The organism is Streptomyces sp. NPDC033178 (assembly GCF_055577685.1).
On record NZ_JBVIPT010000006.1, the window covers coordinates 84,573 to 104,439 of the forward strand.

Genomic DNA, 19,867 nt, shown 5'->3' on the forward strand with positions numbered 1-19,867 from the left:
GGGGGGTTTTGGGGGTTTTCTTTCCCCCCTCTTTTTCTCTTGCGTTCGCCCCCACTCTGGTGCTGGGGGGGGGGGGGGGGGGGGGGGGGGGGGGGGGGGGGGGGGGGCACTCCCCCCCCCCCCCCCCCTCGCCCGGACACGCACACACGGACACGGCTGTACGCCGACATGTGCACGCACGCGGACACAGGGGAGCGAACCATGGACACCGCCCAGCAGCCGTACGGGCCTGGCAGCTGTCCGGATCACCCCGGGACGCCGGACGGGGCGGCTTCCTGGATGGCCGGCCGTAGGTTGACGACATGCGCAGACTGACCGCCGCGCTCGCGCTCGACGTCCTGAGGCGTCCGATCGCCGCCTTCGCCCCGAAGGCCCTCGCCGTACTCCTCTACGCCCTGATCGCGCTGCCGCTCGCCCTCGTCGGCTTCGTGCTCACGCTCGTGGGGCTGGTGGTCGGCGGGGCCCTGTCCGTGACCACGCTGGGCCTGTGGCTGCTGGCGCTGACCGTGCGGGGCGCGCTGGCGCTCGGTTCGGTCCAACGGGCCCTGGCGCGGCGGCTGTTGGGCCTGGAGATCGAGGAGCCGCCGACGCCTCCCGCGCGGGGCGTACTCGGCAGACGGCGGGCCCTGCTCCTGGGCCGGGCCGGCTGGCGGGCCGTCGGCTGCGCGCTGGCCACACCCTTCACGGCCGTCCTCGGGTTCGCGGCGGTCCTGGGCGCGTACGCCTACGGGGTCCAGACCGCCCTGCACCCGCTGCTCAAGCGCTGGAACCACCACACCGTGCGCGACGGCGACTCCGTACGGCACGTGTCGATCGAAGTCCTCGGCGTCCAGCTCGACTCCTGGCCACGGTGGTTGATCCCGATGGTGGCCGGACTCGTCCTCCTGGCCGCCGCCCCCTGGCTGCTGCGGCACGCCCTCGCCCCGCACCGCGCGCTGCTCGCCGCCACGCTCGGCCCGAGCGACGCGGAGCGCCGCATCCGCACACTGGAGGAGACGCGCGCCCAGGCCGTGGACGACGCGGCGGCGACCCTCCGCCGCATCGAGCGCGACCTGCACGACGGCACACAGGCCCGGCTCGTCGGGCTCGCCATGCATCTGACGATGATCCGTGAGCTGGTCGGAGCGGACGCCGACCGCGAACGGCTCCTCGCCGTCGTCGACACCGCGCAGGGCAACGCCAAGCAGGCCATCGCCGACCTGCGCCACCTCGTCAAGGGCATCCACCCTCCCGTACTGGACCAGGGCCTGGACACGGCCCTCGCCACCCTCGCGGCCGACAGCGCCCTGCCCGTCGAGGTCGTCACGGACATCGAGGCCCGCCCCGCGCCCGCCGTCGAGTCCATCGCCTACTTCTGCGCCGCGGAGCTCCTCGCCAACGCGGCGAAACACAGCGGGGCGGCCGGCGCCACGGTGACGGTGACCGCCCGCGCCGGGCTGCTGCGGCTCACCGTCCACGACGGCGGACGCGGCGGCGCGGCGATCGGCGCGGGCTCCGGGCTCACCGGCCTGCTGACCCGCGTACGGACCGTCGACGGCACGCTCACCTGCGACAGCCCGCCGGGAGGCCCTACGGTGGTCACGGTCGAGCTGCCTTACTGACTGTCTTACTGATCACGGGGACCATATGCGCGTTGTCATCGCCGAGGACTCCGCCCTGCTGCGCGACGGGCTTGCCCAGCTCCTCCAGCTGCGGGGTGTCGAGGTCGCCGCGGCCGTCGGGGACGCAGACGCGCTGCTCACCGCCGTGGCCGAGCACCGCCCGGACGCCGCCGTCGTCGACATCCGCCTGCCGCCGACCCAGACCGACGAGGGCCTGCGGGCCGCCGTGCGCCTGCGCGCGGACCACCCCGGCACCGGGGTGCTGATCTTCTCCCAGTACGTCGAGACGAAGTACGCCGCTCAGCTCCTCGGCACCAACCCGGGCGGCGTCGGCTACCTGCTCAAGGAGCGGGTCGTCGACATCGGGGAGTTCGTGGACGCGCTGGAACGGGTCGCCGCCGGCGGCACCGCCCTCGACCCGGAGGTCGTCGCCCAGCTCTTCGGCGCGAGCCGTCGCGCCAGTGCCCTGGACGCCCTCACGCCCCGCGAACGCGAGGTGCTCGCGCTGATGGCCGAGGGCCGCACGAACCACGCCGTCGCCACCTCCTTCGGCGTCTCGGAACGGGCCGTCGAGAAGCACATCGCCAACATCTTCACCAAGCTCGGCCTGCTGCCCTCCGACACGGGGAACCGACGGGTGCTGGCGGTCCTGCGCTACCTGGAAACGGTGGGCTGAACACCCTGGGCCACCGTTGTCCCGAACCTCTGGAGATCCTCAAGGTTCACAGGATTCGTGGACGGCACATCTACCTCGTCCATAGGGTCGCGATCATGCCCGACATATCGCTGACCATGGTCGTTGTCCTGTGCCTGACCGCTCTCGCGGCGGGCTGGATCGACGCGGTGGTGGGCGGCGGCGGCCTCCTGCTGCTCCCCGTACTGCTCCTCGGGCTGCCGAACTCGGGCTCGGCCGCCCAGTACGCGCTCGGCACCAACAAGGCCGTGGCGATCGTCGGCACCACGGGCGCGGCGGTGACGTACGCGCGCAAGGCGCCCGTGGACGTCGGCACGGCCGTACGGATCGGCCTCGCGGCGCTCGCCGGATCCTCGGCCGGTGCGCTTGTCGCCGCCGGGATGAGCACCGACGTGCTGAAGCCGGTGGTCATGGTCGTCCTGCTCGGCGTCGGCGCCTTCGTGATTCTGCGGCCCGCCTTCGGCACCGCGCCCTCGACCGCGCCCGTCTCCCCGCGCCGCGTCCTCGCCGCGATCGGCCTCGCGGGCCTCGGCATCGGCTTCTACGACGGGCTCGTCGGCCCCGGCACGGGAACGTTCCTCGTGCTCGCCCTGACCGCGCTGCTGCACCTCGACCTGGTGACCGCCTCCGCAACCGCGAAGATCGTAAATTGCTGCACAAACGCGGGAGCTCTCGCGATGTTCGCCTGGCAGGGCACGGTGTACTGGCAGCTGGCCGCCCTGATGGCCGTCTTCAACCTCGTCGGCGGGACGGTCGGGGCGCACACCGCGCTCAAGAAGGGCAGCGGCTTCGTCCGGGTCGTGCTGCTGACGGTGGTCTTCGCGCTGGTGGCGAACCTGGCGTACCAGCAGTGGCTGGCGTGAGCGGCCGGTGGCGTGTCCACCGGTGGGTGATCGACCGGTGCCGTGAATCAGCGATGACGTGAATCAGTGATGACGTGATTCAGCGGCTGCCCGTCAGATGGGCGAAGACGACCACGTTCCCCTGGTAGCCCGTCGCCTCCGAATAGCCGCCGCCGCAGGTGATCACACGCAGCTCCGGGCGCCCCGCGGCCCCGTACACCTTCTCGTCCGGGAAGTCCCGGGCGTCGTACACCTCGACCGCGTCGACCGAGAAGAGGGCGACCCTGCCGTCGCGGCGCTCGACCTCGATGGTGCTGTCCTTCTCCAGGGCGCCGAGACGGTAGAAGACGGCGGGCCCCTCGGCGTTGTCGACATGGCCGGCGACGATCGCGGTGCCCGTCTCGCCCGGCGCGGTACCGGCCCCGTACCAGCCGGCGAGGTTCGCCCGGTCGGCCGGCGGCACGTCGAGGCTGCCCTGCGGGGTGAGGCCGAGGCCCAGGAGCGGGGCGTCCACCCGGATCGACGGGATACGGACACGGTCGGGCGCGGCGGGCGGCAGCGCGGCGGCCGCGGGCCGGTCCACATGAGCGCCGGCGCGCCCCTGCGCGGCCGAGGGCTGCGGCGGGGCATGCGTCTGTGCCCCACTGCGCAGCAGCCAGGCACCGGAGAGGAGGGCGACGAGGGTGACGGCGACTATGGAGATGGTGGCGAACCGGTGCACGTACGTCTCCTCTCCTGGGGCTGCGGGGCTGCGGGGCTGCGGGGCTGCGGGGCTGCGGGGCTGCGGGGCTGAGGGGGGCTGAGGGGCTCCCCGGGATCATCGAATCCCCTGTCCCGCGTCCCCCTCCGGGACGCGAGGGGCGTCGGGCCCGGAGGGGGAGGGGGACTGCGGTACCGGCGGACGGACAGCGGAGGGTGTCCGTCAGATCCCGTCGCCTCTCGCCCGGCGATGCAGGAGCCAGGTACCGCCCGCGGCGGCGACGGCCAGGGCCGCCACTCCCGCCGCGGTCTGCACGGGGTCGGGGCCCAGTGCGCCGCCGACCCCCGTCTTCACGCTTCCTCTCGGGTGGACCTGCTGCCCGCTCTCCTTCGTGGAGGTGAGCGTGACCACCAGGTCGCCGGTCATCCGCTTGCCGCTCGAACAGCGCGCGACGATCTCGTACGTGCCGGGCTGGGCGGACGGCGGCACCCGGAACAGCCCGACCGCGGCACCCTCGTGCGCGCTGGGCAGCAGCGTGAAGGCACCCGCGCCGACGGCACCGGCGTCACCCGACACCGCGTCCGTCGCACCGCACGCCGCCGTGTTCACCGTGACCTCGGCGCCGGGCGCGACCGTGGCCGGGTACAGCTCGATGGACCCCGTTCCGACGCCGTACGCGGGGGCGGCGGCGAGGGCCACCGCGGCGACGGCGAGCGCGGTACCGGTCAGCGGACGGGCTGTGCGCATCGTTGCTTGCTCCTCCGAGAGGGCACGACCCGCGGCACCCCCATGTGCCGCTGCGTCGGTCACGCCCCTGCCCTACCGAGGAAAGTGGCAGTCGGGGACGTACGCCTCCTGATGGGGCGTCAGAAATGATGTGAACGGGTGTCAGATGGAGGTTTCGGGCGGGCCGTCCGGGGATGTTTCGGCAGGTCATCGGCGTGTCGTCACCACATCCGCAAAAAGAACCCGAACGGAACGGGCGGCGCGTGTGAACGGGTGACCCGCTCTCCCCGGCGGCCACCCGACCGGCCGACTTGACCTGAAGTTTGGTTGAGGTATGAGGCTGGGCCGCATGAACTCCACCACAGAGGTTCCAGTCCCCCTCCCCGCGCTCGCCTCCCGCCCGGAGCCCGTCTCCCTCCCTGAACCCCTGAAGATCGCCGTGATCGTCGGGAGCAACCGGGAGGGCCGGTTCGGTCCGGTCGTCGCGGAGTGGCTGCTGAGCCGGATCCGGGACCGGGCCGACCTCGCGGTGGACGTCGTCGACACCGCCGACGTACACCTGCCGACGGCCCTCTCCCACTCCCCGTCCGCCGAGGTGACCGCCGAGCTGGGCAAGGTCACCCCCCACCTGGCCGCCGCCGACGCCTTCGTCGTCCTCACCCCCGAGTACAACCACTCCTTCCCCGCGTCCCTCAAGGCCCTCATCGACTGGCACTTCCACGAGTGGCGCGCCAAGCCCGTCGCCTTCGTCTCCTACGGCGGCCTCTCGGGCGGCCTGCGCGCCGTCGAACAGCTCCGCCAGGTCTTCGCCGAACTCCACGCCGTCACCGTCCGCGACACGGTGTCCTTCCACAACGCGGGCGCGTCCTTCGACGACAAGGGCCGTCACAAGGACCCCGCGGCGCCGGACGCGGCGGCAAAGGTGATGCTGGACCAGCTGGCGTGGTGGGGACTGGCGCTACGGGAGGCGAAGTCGGTCCGGCCGTACGGGGGTTGACCGGACCCGTGCCTCAGCGCCCGGCCCGCCCTCAGCCCCGGTCCCGGCCCCGGTCTCGTGTCTCAGCCTCCGGTCTCAGCCTCCGGTCTCAGCCTCCGGTCCCGGTCCCGGTCTCGTGTCTCAGCCTCCGGTCCCGGTCCCGGCCCCGTACTCGGCCAGCGCCTCCGCCACCGCTCGGTGTGCCACGGTGGCGAGTACGGGATTGGTGACCCGGTAGTGGTGCTGCGCCACCAGGCCGAAGCACAGGGCCCAGCCCCGTCCCCGCGCCCAGGTCGTGTCGTCGACGTCGGCCGCCTCGCGGAACAGGCCGCGGGTCTCCGCGGTGAAGACGGCCCAGGCGGCGAGTACGTCGGCCGCCGGGTCGCCGACGCCGAGGCCGCCGAAGTCGATGACCGCGCTGAGGCGGCCTTGGTGGGCGAGCAGGTTGCCCGGCAGGAGGTCGCCGTGGAGCCAGACCGGGTCGCCGTCCCACCGGGGGAGCCGCAGGGCCTCCTCCCAGGCGGCGGTCGCGAGGTCCGCGTCCAGCGTGCCGGCCGCGCCCAGGTCCCGGATCGCGGTGCGGACGTCGTCCTCACCGTCGTCGGTGAGGGGCCCGCCACGCCAGGACGGCGGCCCGCCGGTGGCGTCGACCTTCCGCAGCGCCGCGACGAACCGGCCCAACTCGACGGCCGCGTCGGCGAGTTCGTCCCGATCGGTGAGAGGCGCGTCGTAGACGTTGTCGCCGTCGAGCCAGCGGAACACACCCCACGGCAGCGCGTACCCCTCGCCGGGTGCCCCCTTGGCGAGCGGTACCGGAACGGCCAGCGGGAGGTGCGGCGCCAGACGCGGCAGCCACCGCTGCTCCTTGTCCACCTGCCGGGCCCCACCGGGCAGCCGCGGCAGCCGTACGACCATGTCGTCGCCCAGCCGGTACATCGCGTTGTCGGTTCCGGCGGAACGGACCTCCCGTACGGGCAGGTCCGCCCACTCGGGGAACTGCTCCGCCACCAGTCGGCCGACGAGCGCAGCGTCGATGTCGAGTTCGTCGGCGTGCATCTTCGTCTTCGGCGGCATGGGTCTCCGTAGGTCGGGCGTGGGCAGTCGTAGTCGGCGGCGATCGGTCGTCGCGCAGCCGTGGGGCAGCCGTGGGGCAGTCGTCGGCAGTCTTAGGGACGGAGCGGTCAGGGGACGAACAGGCCGTGGCCGACGCCGATCCGGTGGATCTCCTCCAGCGGATACGGGGTTCGCCTGCTCTCGTTCTGGAGTGTGCGGCTGAAGTCCGCGAACACCGCGGCCAGTGGCGCGTATCGCGTCACGATCGCCGCGGCGGCATCGGGGAGTTCGGCGGGGTGTGCACCGTGGGCGCAGGCGCGGATCATTTCCTCGCGCTCGTCCCTCCCGTACTCGTAGACGGCGGTGATCAGCCATTTCACCAGGTACGTGATCGTGTAGCAGCGGTCGTACGTCCGGTGCCGCTCGAAGAAGCGGGTGTGCTCCGGGGAGAGGCCGAAACCGGAGGACAGGGCCAGGCCGAAGTCGGCGAAGTACAGGCGTCGGCCGTCGGTCAGGATGTTCTCGAAGTGGGCGTCGAAGTGGATGAGCCCGCGCGAGTTCATGAAGGACGTGCCCGTGTGCAGGGCCTCGTCCACCCAGGAGCACGCCAGGTCCGCCGACTCTCCGCCCTCCCGGATCCGTTCGTCGAGCCATTGGTGGAGGGTCTGCGGGACGTACTCCAGGAAGAGGGTGAGGCTCGCCGAGGCTGCTCGGAGCCCCTCAAGCCTCTGGCGCACCTCCGGGCTGCCGTTCCAGAACGCGACGACCCGGTCGACGTCGGCCAGCTCTTCGGGAAGAGCCGATGCGTCACCAGAGCCGTCTGCGTCGCTCGCGTAGTCCGGCAGTACGCGCCAGTGGTACGTCAGCGGAAAGCCCTGGAAGTCGTTCGCGAGCACCCAGTTCGTGGTCATCTCGTGCACGGCAAGTTCCTGCCAGGCTCCGAAGCCGGGCCCGCCGATGCTGTAGTGGCAGATGGCGGGCAGCCCGTAGACGTTCGCGGTCGACCGGACGTTCTCCGGCAGCGTGTCCGCCGCGGTCAGGGGCACGCGCTTGACGAAGACCTGAGTGCCGTCGACATCCAGGAGCGCCGACCGTCCGCCGATGCCGGAACCGAGCGGCGCCGCCCCGCTCACGAGGGCGTTCAGTTCGTCGTCGCCGTACTCGGCCAACGAGGCGGAAACGGCGCTGTACGTGGCCAGGCGCGCACCGTGCGACCTGCTGGATGTGTCATCGCGGAACCGGGAATCGGGCATTGGATCAGAGTTCCACAGGGGCATGGCCGGGGACACCGGAAAACGCCACAGCATGATCTCGGAGCCCGGACGGCCCTATCTTGCTTGGACAAAGGGCGGAGGAGCCGGATTCGCCGGCCTCAACAAGACCGCACAGGCGAGGAGTTGGATATTGGACACGGGCACGCAGAACGGGCCGGATGCATCGGATGCACCCGACGCGCAGGACACCGCCAAGAGGCTGCGGGCGATCGGCGACGAGCTGTCGGACCGTTTCTACGAGCGGGCCGACGTGGTACGGACGCTGGTGGTGACCCTGCTGGCCGGACAGCACTCGTTGGTGCTCGGCCCGCCAGGGACGGCGAAGTCCGAGCTGGCCCGGGAACTCACGGGCAGGTTCGAGGGTGCGGCCTACTGGGAGATCCTCCTGTCGAAGTTCACCGCCCCGACGAGGATGTTCGGCCCCGTCGACGTCGCCGCGCTGGCCCGGGGCGAGTACCGCCAGGTCTACGACGGCCGTGCCACGACCGCGCACATCGCGTTCATCGACGAGATCTTCAAGTGCTCCACGGCGGCGCTGAACGAGACGCTGGGCTTCCTCAACGAGCGGATCTACCACCCCGAGAGCGGCGGCGAGCCGATCCGCTGCCCCCTGATCGGGGCCATCACGGCGAGCAACGAACTGCCCGGCGGGGAGGACACGGCCGCGATCTACGACCGGCTGCTGGTACGCATCGAAGTCGGCTACCTGGCAGACCCCTCGAACTTCGCCGCGCTGGTCCGTTCCGCTGTCGGCCGCCCGGCGGCACCGACCCGGACCACCGTCGAACTGGCCGCGCTGCAGCACGCCGTGACCGAGGCCGTCCCGGCCGTGGACGTCCCCGACGTGATCGTGGACGCGGTGTGCACGCTGCGGGCCGCCCTGCGCCGCAAGGAACTCGTCGCCTCCGACCGCCGCTGGCGGCAGGCGGTGGGCCTGCTCCAGGCGTCCGCGTACCTCGACGGCCGTCCGGCGGTCGCCGAGACCGACCTGTCGGTGCTGACCCACGTGCTGTGGGACTCCCCGGCCGAGCGCCCGACCGTCGAGCGCGAGGTGCTGCAACTGGTCAACCCCGATGCCAAGGAGGCGCTCGACCTGGCCGACGACATCGAGGAACTGGAGGCCCAACTCGACGCCATGGCAGGGCAGTCCCGCGAGGCACTGAGCGAATGGGTCATCAAGAAGGCCCACAACAAGCTCGCCATGGCGGGCAAGCGGCTGGAGAAGCTGCGCGAGGAGGCCGCGGGCGCCGGCCGCTCCACCGCCGCCATCGACCGGGTCACCGGCCGCCAGCGCGCCGTCCGCGCCCGCGTCCTCACCGAGGCCCTCGGCATGGACGCGAGCATGGTGCAGGCGCAGCTCTGAACACCGGGGGCGCTGGGGGTACTTGGGGCACCGAAGCGGCCAGGGCAACCGGGGGATGAGGGATCAGGACGACCATGGGTGAGACAGCGAGTGAGACACCGAGTGAGACAGCGAGTGAGATGACGGGCGGGACACCGGGCATGCTCGACGAGCTGGCCCGCCGGGCCGGGAAGTGGCTGAGCCTGTCCGCCGCCGCTCCCGAGCGGCACACCGCGGCCGTGGTCGCGGACCGGTTCGACCGGATCACCTGGCGCGACACCTACGAGCAGTCGGCCGCACTGCGCGAGCTCGCCGAGGAGCTGAACGAGCGCGACGCCCACACCCACGGCCGCGCCCACGACGACACCTACGACCGCACTCACACCCACAGCCGTACCCACGACGACGCCGACGGCCGCACCCACGACCACACCTCCGCCCGCCCCTCCGCCCGCCCCTACGACCACACCACGGACCTCCTCACCGACGTGTTCCTGGCCGCCTACAAGGTCAACCCGCGGTTGCGTGAGCGCGCCGAGATGGACCCCTCCCGGCTGGTCAACCACCAGGTCGTCACATCACTGGCGGAGTCACCGGAGTTCGCCGAGCTGCGCCGGGAAACGGCCGGCGACCCCTACGCCGCCGCCATGGCCGTACTCGCCCAGGCCACCGCGCTGCGCCGGATGCTGGAGGCCACCCGGGGCGCCCAGGACAAGGCCGAGCAGGCGAGAAGGGCCCAGCAGGACGCCGAACGCGCGGCGACCGCCGTCGCCGAGGCACTCCAGCAGGCAGCCGACGAGACCAGCGGGGCCGAGGGGGCTGACGAGGACGGCGCCCCGCCAACCCCGGCCGCCGCCGGCGCCGTACAGCAGACGATCGAGGCCGCCGAGGCCTCCGAAGTCGCCGCGCAGCAAGCAGCCCAGGGTGCCGCCCAGGCCCTCGCGGCGGCCGCCCCCGGCATCCGGGTCGCCGCGCGGAACGCGGCCGCGAAGGCCGCCGAGGGCGCTCGCGCCGAGGCCGTGCTGATGCGGGCGTGGGGCGTCGCCCCCGGCGAACTTGAGCGGATGCCGTTCGACCAACGGGCCCGCCTCGCCGAGCGGTTGCGCACCAGCCGGCTCGCCGAGTGGGCCGAACTGATCGGCCGTTTCCGGCAGATGGCCGACGGCGAGCGCGCCCGCAAGGTCGAGAACGCCACCGGCGAACTGGTCGGCGTCACGCTCGGCAACGACCTCTCCCGCGTCATCCCCTCCGAGCTGGCCAACCTCGGACTGCCCGCGCTGCGTGCGGTGTTCGCCGCGCGCTATGCCGCCGGGGAGCTGATGCTCTACGACAGTCAGGGCGAGCAGGCCACCGGCCGGGGCGCGATCATCGCGTGCGTGGACACCTCGCACTCCATGTACGAGGCAGGGCCCGGCGGAATCACCCGCGAGGCCTGGGCCAAGGCGTGCGCCCTGGCGCTCCTCGACCAGGCCCGCCACGCGGGGCGTGACTTCGTCGGCATCCTGTTCTCCGCCGTCGACAAGCTCAAGGTCTTCCGCTTCCCGGCGGACGGGCCGGCCGACGTCGCCCAGGTCCTCGACTTCGCGGAGACCTTCCTCGGCGGAGGCACCAGCTACCAGAGGCCGCTGTCGGCGGCCGGTGCCCTGCTGGAGGAGGAGTTCAACGACGCCGCCCGTATGCGCGGCGACATCGTGATGCTCACCGACGACGACTGCGGCGTCACCCAGCAGTGGATGCGCGGCTGGAACGACGCCAAGCACCGGTTGGGCTTCCGGGTCTTCGGCGTGGCCATCGGCGCCCCGCGCGTCGCGGAGGCCGACTCGGTCCTGGACGCCCTGTGCGACAACCTCCGTGCCATCGAGGACCTCACCGACGTCCACGCCGCCGCCGACCTCTTCCGCGTGATCTGACCGTCCTGGCCGGAGCCGTCAGGGACGGGCGTACGGCCGGGTCAGGATCTCCATGTTGTGGCCGTCCGGGTCGGCGAAGTAGGCGCCGCGGCCGCCGAACAGGTCGTTGGTCCGGCCGGGTTCGGTGTGGCTCGGGTCCGCGTAGTACGTGACCCCGAGGACCTCCAGGCGGGCGATCATGGCGTCGAAGCGGGTGTCGGGCACGAGGAACGCGTAGTGCTGGGGCTGGATCGGCCCGTCCCTGAACTCGTAGTAGTCGAGGGTCACGCCGTTGCCGAGGTCGACGGGCAGGAAGGGCCCGAAGGGGGCACTGACCTTCAGCTCCAGGACCGCGGCGAGGAACTCGGCCGACAGGTGCCGGTCCGTCGCGTAGACGACGGTGTGGTTCAACTGGGCCGTGGCCGTGGGCAGTTCGGAGGTGTTCGGGTGCTGCTGGGCATGTGACATCGGTGAGGTGTCTCCGGGTCTTCGAGTGCGCGACAAAGGGCGCGTGTGAACGGGCCCATGGACGCTCAGGGACATGGCGCACGCCTGGGCGGCGCGCCTGCTGCAAAGACACGGAGAAAGGGCGGGGCTCTGGCCCGCCTCGCGCTCACGCCGAGGCCGGGAACCCCACTCGTGCATGGCCCAAGGCCGACCCGGCAGTCACCCGACCGACCTTAGTGTCGGGCCGGGGGCGGGGCAACGCGGTTCTCGGCCGGGCCCCAGTGGGCTCCCACCTCATTCCCGCGCTGCCCCGCCCGCCCCGCTCCACGAACCCGGTGTCAGTTCACGGACACCGCCGACCAGGCCGCCCCCACCGCCCGGTACTCCGCACTTCCCGCCCCGTACAGATCCTTCGCCGCGCTCAGCGTGGCGACCCGCGCGCCCGCGTACTTCGTCGACGACGTCATGTAGACCGTCAGCGCCCGGTACCAGATCGCGCCGAGCTTGGCCTTGCCGATGCCGGTCACCTTCGCGCCGTTGCAGGTCGTGCCGTTGTGGGCGACGCCGCCGATGGTCTTCGGGCCGCTGCCCTCCGCGAGCAGGTACGCGAAGTGGTTGGCCACGCCCGAGGAGTAGTGGACGTCCAGGTCACCGACCGTGGAGGTCCAGCAGTCCGCGGAGTTGCCGTCCTTGGAGGGCTGGTCCATGTAGCGCAGGGCGGAGCGGCCGAAGCCGGACTTCACGATCTTCTCGCCGATCCGCCAGTCCCCGGGGTCGGCGGGGTTCTTGGCGTAGAACTCCACCAGCGTGCCGAAGATGTCCGACGTCGCCTCGTTGAGACCGCCGGGCTCGCCCGAGTACGTCAGCGCCGCCGTCTTCGACGTCACGCCGTGCGACATCTCGTGCCCGGCCACGTCCAGGGACACCAGCGGTCCGAAGATCTTCCCGTCACCGTCCCCGTACGTCATGCAGAAGCAACTGTCGTCCCAGAACGCGTTGTTGTACGCGCTGCCGTAGTGCACCCGGTTGTACGAGCCCTTGCCGTCGCCCGCGATGCCGGTACGCCCGTGGACGTTCTCGTAGTAGTCCCAGGTGGTGTCGGTGCCGTACTGCGCGTCCACCGCCGCCGAGGCCCGGCTCGAAGTCGTGCCGGTTCCCCAGTGGTTGTCGGCGTCGGTGAGGACGGGTGCGGGCGCACGCTGGTAGCAGATGATGAGGATGCAGGAGTCCGTCTTGTTCTTCGTGTCGCCCGTGTACGTGTTTCCCCGTGTGGGGTCGGAGAGTTGGTACGTCGAACCGGACCGCGTCGTCTCCAGCGGGACCTTGCCGCTGTAGAGGGAACGGCCGTCGCCGGTCGCCGTCTCGATGCTGTCCCAGGCGTCGATCTGCTTGCCGGTCACCGCGTCGGTGAGGACCACGCGGGCGACCGGGTTGCCGAGAGAGTCCTTGCCCCCGGCCTCGGTGCGCCAGGCCAGCTTCGGAGCGCCGTGCAGGGCGTCAACGACCAATTGCGGCTTGGCGGTTGTCTTGCGGAGCGTCTCACCGACGTTCGCGAGGCGCAGTGCCGTGACGGCCAGGTCGGCGGCCTTCGGGGCGGACACCGACGGTGTGATGCTCGCGAGGGAGAGCGGACGCGTGGTGGCCCGGTCGGCACCCCGGTAGTCGCCGGCCGCCGTCAGGTGGACCACGAAGTCGCCGCCCAGCACGGGGAGTTGGCGGTACGTCCGGTCGTAGCGCACATGCTGTGTGCCGTCCGCGTCGACGACCACGTCACGGGCCTCGGTGCCCTGTGCGGAGGTGAGGCCCAGCCGGGCGGCCTGGTCGGTGAGCACCGCCGCCGCGTTGCCGAGGACGGTGTCCCGGGTCGGTCCGTCGGCCGTCACGGCGCTCGGAGCCAGAGCCCCCGCCAGCAGAGTGGTGGCCGCCGCCGATATACCGACGGTGGCGAGGCGCGAGCCTCGGATGTGCCGTGTCCGACTCATCGAACTCCTCGGGAAGGCACGCGAAACGCGTGGTGGTGGGGGGAGTGGGGAGTGGCTGGTGGGGGGTGTCCGCACAGTTCTAGGTGGCCCGGACCTGGCATGTCCATAGCGGACTGCCGGGGGATGTGTGAGGGGTGAGAATCGTTTCTGCAAAGGTCCGGGCACGCCGGGAGCGGCCGGTGGGAGCAAGCCCGGAAAGCCGGCGAGAGGAGACCACCGGGTGAGCGGCCGACTGCCCTTCTTCGTCTACGGGACCCTGCGCCCCGGCGAGCACAACCACGACCTCTTCCTGCGCGGCCGTACGCGCTCGGAGGTGCCGGGGCGGCTCACCGGCGCGGTGCTCTACGAGGGGCCGGGCTATCCGTACGCCGTCGAGGAACCCGGCGGCGTGGTGTGCGGGGAACTGGTCACGGCCGACCCCGACCAGTACGGCCAACTCCTCGGCACCCTCGACCGGTTGGAGGAGTACGCCCCGGGCGACCCCGGCAACCTCTACGAGCGCGTGGCCAGAGAGGTGACCCGCGACGACGGCACGGACGTACGGGCCTGGGTGTACGTGGCAGCCCCCACGGTCGCGGCGGCGCTGCGGGTGCGGGGCAGGCGCATCGACGGGGGCGACTGGCGGACGCGCTGAGACGCGGGATCACGCGACGCGGAGAGGCCCGGCCCTGTGCCCTCAGCCTGAGCCCCCAGCCCCCAGCCCCGAGCCCTCAGCCCCCAGCTCCGAGGCCCTGCCGGCCGGGCGCCGGACTCCAGCGACGGATCCGGGCGCCGGACTCTAGGGGCGGAACTGGGCGCCGGACTCCAGGGGCGGATCCAGGCGCCGGACTCTAGGGGCGGATCCAGGCGCCGGACTCTAGGGGCGGATCCGGGCGCCCGACTCTAGGGACGAAGCCGCGCCGCCAGTACCGCCACATCGTCCTCCGCCGTGCCGCCCGGGACGAGACCGGCCAGGAGGACGGCCAGCTGGTCTTCGAGCGAGCCGCTGCTGGGGAGGCGCTGGCGGGTGAGGCGGCCCAGCCACTCGTCGACGTCCTGTTCCCGGCGCTCCACCAGGCCGTCGGTGTAGAGGAGCAGGGTCCGGTCGGGAGCGCAGCAGCCGGTGACCATCTCGTAGCCGCCGAACCCGGTGCCCAGGGGCGGGCCCACCGGCACGGGGAACAGGCCGACCCTGCCGTCGGCGTCCAGGATCGCGGGCGGCAGATGGCCGGCGCTGGTGTAGAGGCACTCGCCGTTCCGCGGATCGGCCAGAGCCAGCAGACAGGTGGCGGGACGGTCGGTGCCGGAGCAGGTGATCAGCGCGTCCAGGCGTTCCAGCACGGCGTGCGGCGGCAGGTCCTCGGCGGCCACGACCCGGAGCATCGCCCGGTAGTGGCTCATGGCCACCGCGGCCTCGATGCCGTGGCCCATCACATCGCCCATGACCAGCAGCGTGCGTCCGCGGGACAGCGGCATGATGTCGTACCAGTCACCACCCACCAACGCGCTGTCCCCGGCGGGCAGATAGCGCGAGGCCACCTCGATCCCGGGGTGGGGACAGGGCCCTTCGGCGAGCAGCGCGCGCTGGAGCTCCACCGCGATGCCGTGCTCACGGGCGTAGCGGCGGGCGTTGTCGAGGCCGATCGCGGCGCGCCCCACCAGGTCCTGGGCCATCACGACGTCCTGGTCCTCGAAGGGCGGTGAGTCCCCGACCCTGACGAGCACGACCACTCCCATCAGATTGCCGCGGGCGGTCAGCGGCACGACCAGATCGGAGTGGACACCCACCGCACGATGGGCGGGGAAATGCTCCATGTCCGGTATGGAACGGCTCAGTTCCTCGGCGCTGAGCTGGTTCTCCACCACGGGACGGCCGCTCTCCAGACAGCGCTGGACGCTCGACCCGTGCCGGTAGCGCAACTGCTCGTCCACGGTCGCGCTGATCTCCACCAGATAGTCCTGGAGATGGGGCACGGCCGCGACCCCCGCCATACGCAGCAGGACCGGACCGTGCCGCTCGGGCGGCGGACGGTGTTCGGGGAGGTGCTCCGAGCCGTGCGGGGCCGGGTACATCATCACCGCGGCCATGTCGGCGAGCTCCGAGGACAGGAAGTCGGCCAGCTCGGCGCAGGTGTCGTCGACGCGGAGCGTGGTGCCGATGCGGGTGGCGGCGCGGTCCAGCAGGGCAAGCCGTTTCCGCACCCGCTCCAGCTCCCGGTGCTGATGCCGTACGCCGTTGATCACCATGATGACCACGGCCACGCCCACGACGTCCCCGTCGGCCTCAAGCCGGTGGTACGCGCCGCGCCAGCTGTGGTGTTCCAGGCCCGCCCCGGAGAGCGTCACGCCGTCGTTGATGCCCTCGCGGGAACGTCCGTCGGCCAGCACCTCACGCAGTACGCCCTTGCCGCGACCGGTGAACGGCAGTACCTCCTCGACGGCCCGGCCCAGATGCTCGTCGGCAGGCTTCCCGCTGAGCCGGGCCAGCGCCGGGTTGACGTACAGATAACGGAGTTCGGGATCGAGGATGCCGACACAGGCGGGGGTCGCGTCCAGCACCCCCAGCAACAGTCCGTCACCCAGGCGGTCCATGATCCCATCCTGGACCGAGCCACGGACCCGCGCATGTCGGAGATACCCCGGGGCGGCATACCCTCCTGCGGCTCAGCCCACCCGCTCCACCCGCACCGCACAGGCTTTGAACTCCGGCATGCGCGAGGTCGGGTCGAGGGCCGGATTGGTCAGCGTGTTGGCCCGCCCCTCGCCCGGCCAGTGGAAGGGCATGAACACGGTGTCGGGCCGAATGGAAGTGGTGATCCGCGCGGGCGCGACGGCGCGTCCACGCCGGGACACCACGGCCAGCGGCTCCCCCTCCACGGCCCCGACCCGCTCGGCCAGCCGAGGATGCAACTCCACGAACGACCCGGGCGCGGCAGCGTTCAGCTCATCCACCCGACGGGTCTGCGCACCGGACTGGTACTGCGAGACCACCCGCCCGGTGGTCAGCAGCACCGGATACTCCTCGTCCGGTTCCTCCGCCAACGGTCGATGGTTCACGGCGACGAACCGCGCACGCCCGTCGGGGGTGGCGAACCGATCGAGAAAGAGTCGCGGGGTACCAGGATGAGCACCCGGTTCCTGGACCCCACCCTCCCGATCCTCCGCGGAGCCACCAGCGGAGCGACCCGCGGAGCCGCTCCCGGAACCACCCGCCGAGCCGTCCGCCGGACACGGCCAGAACACCCCGTTCTCCTCCGCCAGACGCCGATACGTGATGCCCGAGTAGTCGGCGGGCCCGCCCGCGCTGGCCCGGCGCAGTTCCTCGAATACCTCCTCCGGGTCCGTGGGGAAGCCCTTCTCCACGCCCAGCCGGTCGGCCAGTTCGTGCATCACGTACAGATCGCTGTGGACGCCCTCCGGAGGGGTGATCGCCTGCCTGCGCAGCAGGACCCGCCCCTCCAGGTTGGTCGTCGTGCCGCTCTCCTCGGCCCACTGGGTGACGGGCAGGACGACGTCCGCGAGCTCGGCCGTCTCGGACAGCACCACGTCGGCGACCGCGAGGAAGTCGAGGGACTTCAGCCGCTCCTCGATGTGGGCGGCCCGAGGCGCGGACACCACCGGGTTCGACGCCATCAGCAGCAGCGCGCGGATGTCCGTACCCATGGCGTCCAGCAGCTCGTACGCGCTGCGGCCGGGCCCCGGCAGCGAGTCGGGGTCGACGCCCCAGACCCCGGCCACATGACGGCGGGCCGCGGGATCGTCGAGCTTGCGGTAACCGGGCAACTGGTCTGCCTTCTGGCCGTGTTCACGCCCGCCCTGGCCGTTGCCCTGCCCGGTGAGACAGCCGTATCCGGAGAAGGGCCGCCCCGGACGCCCGGTCGCCAGACAGAGGTTGATCCACGCGCCGACGGTGTCCGTGCCCTTGGAGTGCTGCTCGGGCCCGCGCGCGGTGAGCACCATCGCGGACTCCGGCTCGCAGAACATCCGTACTGTCTCCCGGAGTTCGGGGACGGAGACGCCCGTGATCCGCTCCACGTACTCCGGCCAGTGCGCCATCGCGGCGGCCCGCGCCTCCTCCCAGCCGCTGGTGCGCTCCTGGATGTACGCCTCGTCCGTACGCCCTTCCGCCACCACCAGGTGCAACAGCCCGAGGGCCAGGGCGAGATCCGTGCCGGGGCGGGGCGCCAGGTGCAGGTCGGCCTGCTCGGCGGTCCGGGTGCGGCGCGGGTCGATGACGACCAACGTGCCGCCGTTCTCCTTGAGTTCGGTGAGATAGCGGAGCGCCGGCGGCATGGTCTCGGCGAGGTTGGAACCGACCAGGATGACGCACCCCGTCTTCGGGATGTCCTCCAGGGGGAAGGGCAGTCCCCGGTCCAGGCCGAAGGCCTTGATACCGCCGGCCGCCGCCGACGACATGCAGAAGCGGCCGTTGTAGTCGATCTGCGAGGTGCCGAGCACGACCCGGGCGAACTTCCCGAGCGTGTACGCCTTCTCGTTGGTCAGCCCGCCTCCGCCGAACACCCCGCACGCGTCCGGGCCGTGCTCCGTACGTGTGCGGGACAGCTCCTCGGCGATCCGGTCGAGCGCCTCGTCCCAGCCGGCCGGCTCCAGCACTCCCGCCCTGCGGATCAGGGGCGAGGTCAGCCGTACCCCGGGGGAGAGCAGCGCGGGTGCCGTACGGCCCTTGCCGCACAAGGCGCCCCGGTTCACCGGGAAGTCCGGGCGCTCCGTCACCTCGACCGGACTGCCGGCGCCGTCCGGCGTGGGCGTCAGATTCATGCCGCACTGCAATGCGCAGTACGGGCAGTGGGTGGGCGTGGCGGTGGTCTGCATACCGGTCAGCGTGCGTCGGACGTGTTACGCGGCGGGACGCTCCCCGTTACACGGCAGGCACGGGGACCTCCCCGCCGGGACCGGCGGGACGTGAGGACGTCCCGCCGGCCCGCTCAGGAGCAGCGCCCGCTCAGGAGCAGCGCCCACTCGGCCGCCGGTTCAGCACACGTACGCGTAGTACGGGACGTCGCCCGGGTCCAGACCGATGCGTCCGACCCCGCCGGGGCCGATCTGGATACAGCTCGGGTCGAAGCCGTCGACTTCGACACTGGCGGAGATCGTGTAGTTGCACACGTTGTGGATGTCGGCCCAACCGTCGCCGTAGGCACCGAGCTTGGCGCATCCCGGCTCCTTCGTGGGGTCGTCGTCGTCCGCCACGGCGGTCGTCATGGCAGCCGGAGCCGAGAACAGCGCGGCCGCCATGGCGGCGACGAAGGCGGTACGCAGACCAGTCATCATGTGTCCTTTCTCCTGAGCCCGGTTCGGATCCGGGCTCCCGAAAAAGACACTATCCGTAATCAGTTGACTACAGAGCGCTGCGTAATCGGTTTCACGCGGCAGGGTGAGCGGTGCGCGTCAAACCCGGCGGCACGCGTGATCTGCGTCTCGTCGACTATCGGCCACCCGCCGCCAACGCCCGTTCCACGCCCGGCTCTTGGGGCCCGAGGAAGTGGGGATCCGGCTCGAAGGCCGCGTCCAGGAGCGCCTTCCCCGCCGCGAGGACCTCCCGGGCGCCCCCGTAGTACCAGGTCACGTCGTGCACGGCGTCCACCCCGACCCCGTACGACGTGACGCCCGCCTCCTGGCAGAGCGCGACCGCCCGCCGGATGTGAAAGCCCTGGCTGATCAGCACGGCCCTGTCGACGCCGAAGATCTTCTTGGCGCGAACGCAGGAGTCCCAGGTGTCGAAGCCCGCGTAGTCGCTGACGATCCGCGCGTCGGGCACGCCGCGCTCCGTGAGGTACGTGCGCATGGCGTCCGGCTCGTCGTAGTCCTCGCGGCTGTTGTCGCCGGTGACCAGAAGCACCTCCACGCGTCCGTCCCGGTACAGCTCGGCCGCCGCGTCCAGCCGGTGCGCGAGATACGGCGACGGCTCGCCGCGCCACAGCCCCGCCCCGAAGACGACCGCCACCTCGGTACGCGGCACGTCCGCCGTCGTCCGCAGCCGGTCGCCCGTGACCACGTACATCCACGTCGACGGAAGCAGCGCGAGGACGCACCCGGCCATCACGGCCTGCACGGCCCGGCGCTGCCCTGCCCGGGTGCGCGGCAGGCGCGGTCGTGGCAGGCGCGGTCTCGGCAGCTTCGGCAGCTTCGGACGACGCATCGGACGGTCCCTCCCCAGGTGGCCTCGACCCTGAGGACGCCCAATACGGTGATCCGGTTCGCCCGGCACGCAGTGACCAGCTTCACCCGGGGAGCCGAAACCGCAGGTCACCGCGCCTCACAGGCCCCGTACACCCCACCGTGAACCCCCGGAAAACACCCGTCATTCCCACGCAACGGGGAGGCAACCTCCGACCCGCACC

Annotated in this window: 17 protein-coding genes; 7 read left to right on the plus strand and 10 right to left on the minus strand. The window is 71.8% G+C overall.

Annotated elements, in window-relative coordinates:
* The first annotated feature begins 302 nt into the window (after positions 1-302).
* From ACZ5VQ_RS16365 to ACZ5VQ_RS16375, 3 genes are all read left to right on the plus strand, one after another.
* Positions 303-1,601 (plus strand): sensor histidine kinase, encoded by a 1,299-nt coding sequence (locus tag ACZ5VQ_RS16365; protein WP_469105441.1) that lies wholly within the window; start codon positions 303-305, stop codon positions 1,599-1,601.
* Between the two features lie 25 nt (positions 1,602-1,626).
* A complete protein-coding gene (locus ACZ5VQ_RS16370; protein ID WP_469105442.1) occupies positions 1,627-2,277 on the plus strand; it encodes a response regulator in 651 nt (216 codons plus the stop codon).
* 95 nt (positions 2,278-2,372) lie between these two features.
* A complete protein-coding gene (locus ACZ5VQ_RS16375) occupies positions 2,373-3,158 on the plus strand; it encodes a sulfite exporter TauE/SafE family protein (protein ID WP_469105443.1) in 786 nt (261 codons plus the stop codon).
* A 79-nt stretch (positions 3,159-3,237) separates the two neighbouring features.
* Here ACZ5VQ_RS16375 and ACZ5VQ_RS16380 read toward each other — a convergent pair whose 3' ends face one another.
* Positions 3,238-3,858 (minus strand): class F sortase, encoded by a 621-nt coding sequence (locus tag ACZ5VQ_RS16380; protein WP_469105444.1) that lies wholly within the window; start codon positions 3,856-3,858, stop codon positions 3,238-3,240.
* A gap of 201 nt (positions 3,859-4,059) precedes the next feature.
* Positions 4,060-4,584, minus strand: coding sequence for a hypothetical protein (locus ACZ5VQ_RS16385; RefSeq protein ID WP_469105445.1), 525 nt, complete (start codon positions 4,582-4,584; stop codon positions 4,060-4,062).
* A 328-nt stretch (positions 4,585-4,912) separates the two neighbouring features.
* Here ACZ5VQ_RS16385 and ACZ5VQ_RS16390 point away from each other — a divergent pair, with 328 nt between their 5' ends.
* Positions 4,913-5,560, plus strand: a complete 648-nt coding sequence (locus tag ACZ5VQ_RS16390) for an NADPH-dependent FMN reductase (protein WP_469105446.1) — start codon at positions 4,913-4,915, stop codon at positions 5,558-5,560.
* Positions 5,561-5,680: 120 nt separating this feature from the next.
* On the opposite strand, the gene ACZ5VQ_RS16395 is transcribed toward ACZ5VQ_RS16390, so the two are convergent.
* Both ACZ5VQ_RS16395 and ACZ5VQ_RS16400 read right to left on the minus strand, forming a co-directional pair.
* A complete protein-coding gene (locus tag ACZ5VQ_RS16395) occupies positions 5,681-6,613 on the minus strand; it encodes an aminoglycoside phosphotransferase family protein (protein ID WP_469105447.1) in 933 nt (310 codons plus the stop codon).
* A gap of 107 nt (positions 6,614-6,720) precedes the next feature.
* Entirely contained in the window at positions 6,721-7,845 is a 1,125-nt protein-coding gene (locus tag ACZ5VQ_RS16400; RefSeq protein WP_469105448.1) for a protein kinase family protein, read from the minus strand.
* Positions 7,846-7,996: 151 nt separating this feature from the next.
* Between ACZ5VQ_RS16400 and ACZ5VQ_RS16405 the strand changes: the two genes are divergently transcribed.
* Together ACZ5VQ_RS16405 and ACZ5VQ_RS16410 are read left to right on the plus strand one after the other, a co-directional pair.
* Complete coding sequence (locus tag ACZ5VQ_RS16405; protein ID WP_469105449.1) at positions 7,997-9,229, plus strand: AAA family ATPase; 1,233 nt, start codon at positions 7,997-7,999, stop codon at positions 9,227-9,229.
* Positions 9,230-9,303: 74 nt separating this feature from the next.
* Positions 9,304-11,118, plus strand: coding sequence for a VWA domain-containing protein (locus tag ACZ5VQ_RS16410; protein ID WP_469105450.1), 1,815 nt, complete (start codon positions 9,304-9,306; stop codon positions 11,116-11,118).
* An 18-nt stretch (positions 11,119-11,136) separates the two neighbouring features.
* On the opposite strand, the gene ACZ5VQ_RS16415 is transcribed toward ACZ5VQ_RS16410, so the two are convergent.
* Positions 11,137-11,565 (minus strand): VOC family protein, encoded by a 429-nt coding sequence (locus ACZ5VQ_RS16415; RefSeq protein ID WP_469105451.1) that lies wholly within the window; start codon positions 11,563-11,565, stop codon positions 11,137-11,139.
* A 317-nt stretch (positions 11,566-11,882) separates the two neighbouring features.
* A complete protein-coding gene (locus tag ACZ5VQ_RS16420) occupies positions 11,883-13,526 on the minus strand; it encodes a M4 family metallopeptidase (RefSeq protein WP_469105452.1) in 1,644 nt (547 codons plus the stop codon).
* 220 nt (positions 13,527-13,746) lie between these two features.
* Between ACZ5VQ_RS16420 and ACZ5VQ_RS16425 the strand changes: the two genes are divergently transcribed.
* A complete protein-coding gene (locus tag ACZ5VQ_RS16425) occupies positions 13,747-14,160 on the plus strand; it encodes a gamma-glutamylcyclotransferase family protein (RefSeq protein ID WP_469105453.1) in 414 nt (137 codons plus the stop codon).
* Between the two features lie 248 nt (positions 14,161-14,408).
* Here the strand turns inward: ACZ5VQ_RS16425 and ACZ5VQ_RS16430 are convergent, their stop codons facing one another.
* The 4 genes from ACZ5VQ_RS16430 to ACZ5VQ_RS16445 all read right to left on the minus strand — a co-directional run bounded on the left by ACZ5VQ_RS16430 (position 14,409) and on the right by ACZ5VQ_RS16445 (position 19,665).
* The gene (locus tag ACZ5VQ_RS16430) at positions 14,409-16,097 is read right to left on the minus strand and encodes a SpoIIE family protein phosphatase (protein WP_469105454.1); all 1,689 of its coding nucleotides are present in this window, start codon (positions 16,095-16,097) and stop codon (positions 14,409-14,411) included.
* A 72-nt stretch (positions 16,098-16,169) separates the two neighbouring features.
* Positions 16,170-18,338: a molybdopterin oxidoreductase family protein gene (locus ACZ5VQ_RS16435; protein ID WP_469105455.1), complete on the minus strand. Its 2,169-nt coding sequence runs from the start codon at positions 18,336-18,338 to the stop codon at positions 16,170-16,172.
* 159 nt (positions 18,339-18,497) lie between these two features.
* On the minus strand, positions 18,498-18,797 hold the full coding sequence (locus tag ACZ5VQ_RS16440) for a hypothetical protein (protein WP_469105456.1): 300 nt from the start codon (positions 18,795-18,797) through the stop codon (positions 18,498-18,500).
* Between the two features lie 154 nt (positions 18,798-18,951).
* Positions 18,952-19,665: a SanA/YdcF family protein gene (locus ACZ5VQ_RS16445; protein ID WP_469105457.1), complete on the minus strand. Its 714-nt coding sequence runs from the start codon at positions 19,663-19,665 to the stop codon at positions 18,952-18,954.
* Positions 19,666-19,867 lie beyond the last annotated feature (202 nt).

What these genes read in the sequence shown, in the direction of transcription:
- ACZ5VQ_RS16365 (WP_469105441.1), top strand. Translation starts at nt 303, where the DNA reads ATGCGCAGACTGACCGCCGCGCTCGCGCTCGACGTCCTGAGGCGTCCG.
- ACZ5VQ_RS16370 (WP_469105442.1), top strand. Translation starts at nt 1,627, where the DNA reads ATGCGCGTTGTCATCGCCGAGGACTCCGCCCTGCTGCGCGACGGGCTT.
- ACZ5VQ_RS16375 (WP_469105443.1), top strand. Translation starts at nt 2,373, where the DNA reads ATGCCCGACATATCGCTGACCATGGTCGTTGTCCTGTGCCTGACCGCT.
- ACZ5VQ_RS16385 (WP_469105445.1), bottom strand. Translation starts at nt 4,584, where the DNA reads ATGCGCACAGCCCGTCCGCTGACCGGTACCGCGCTCGCCGTCGCCGCG.
- ACZ5VQ_RS16390 (WP_469105446.1), top strand. Translation starts at nt 4,913, where the DNA reads ATGAACTCCACCACAGAGGTTCCAGTCCCCCTCCCCGCGCTCGCCTCC.
- ACZ5VQ_RS16395 (WP_469105447.1), bottom strand. Translation starts at nt 6,613, where the DNA reads ATGCCGCCGAAGACGAAGATGCACGCCGACGAACTCGACATCGACGCT.
- ACZ5VQ_RS16400 (WP_469105448.1), bottom strand. Translation starts at nt 7,845, where the DNA reads ATGCCCGATTCCCGGTTCCGCGATGACACATCCAGCAGGTCGCACGGT.
- ACZ5VQ_RS16410 (WP_469105450.1), top strand. Translation starts at nt 9,304, where the DNA reads ATGGGTGAGACAGCGAGTGAGACACCGAGTGAGACAGCGAGTGAGATG.
- ACZ5VQ_RS16415 (WP_469105451.1), bottom strand. Translation starts at nt 11,565, where the DNA reads ATGTCACATGCCCAGCAGCACCCGAACACCTCCGAACTGCCCACGGCC.
- ACZ5VQ_RS16420 (WP_469105452.1), bottom strand. Translation starts at nt 13,526, where the DNA reads ATGAGTCGGACACGGCACATCCGAGGCTCGCGCCTCGCCACCGTCGGT.
- ACZ5VQ_RS16430 (WP_469105454.1), bottom strand. Translation starts at nt 16,097, where the DNA reads ATGGACCGCCTGGGTGACGGACTGTTGCTGGGGGTGCTGGACGCGACC.
- ACZ5VQ_RS16435 (WP_469105455.1), bottom strand. Translation starts at nt 18,338, where the DNA reads ATGCAGACCACCGCCACGCCCACCCACTGCCCGTACTGCGCATTGCAG.
- ACZ5VQ_RS16440 (WP_469105456.1), bottom strand. Translation starts at nt 18,797, where the DNA reads ATGATGACTGGTCTGCGTACCGCCTTCGTCGCCGCCATGGCGGCCGCG.
- ACZ5VQ_RS16445 (WP_469105457.1), bottom strand. Translation starts at nt 19,665, where the DNA reads ATGCGTCGTCCGAAGCTGCCGAAGCTGCCGAGACCGCGCCTGCCACGA.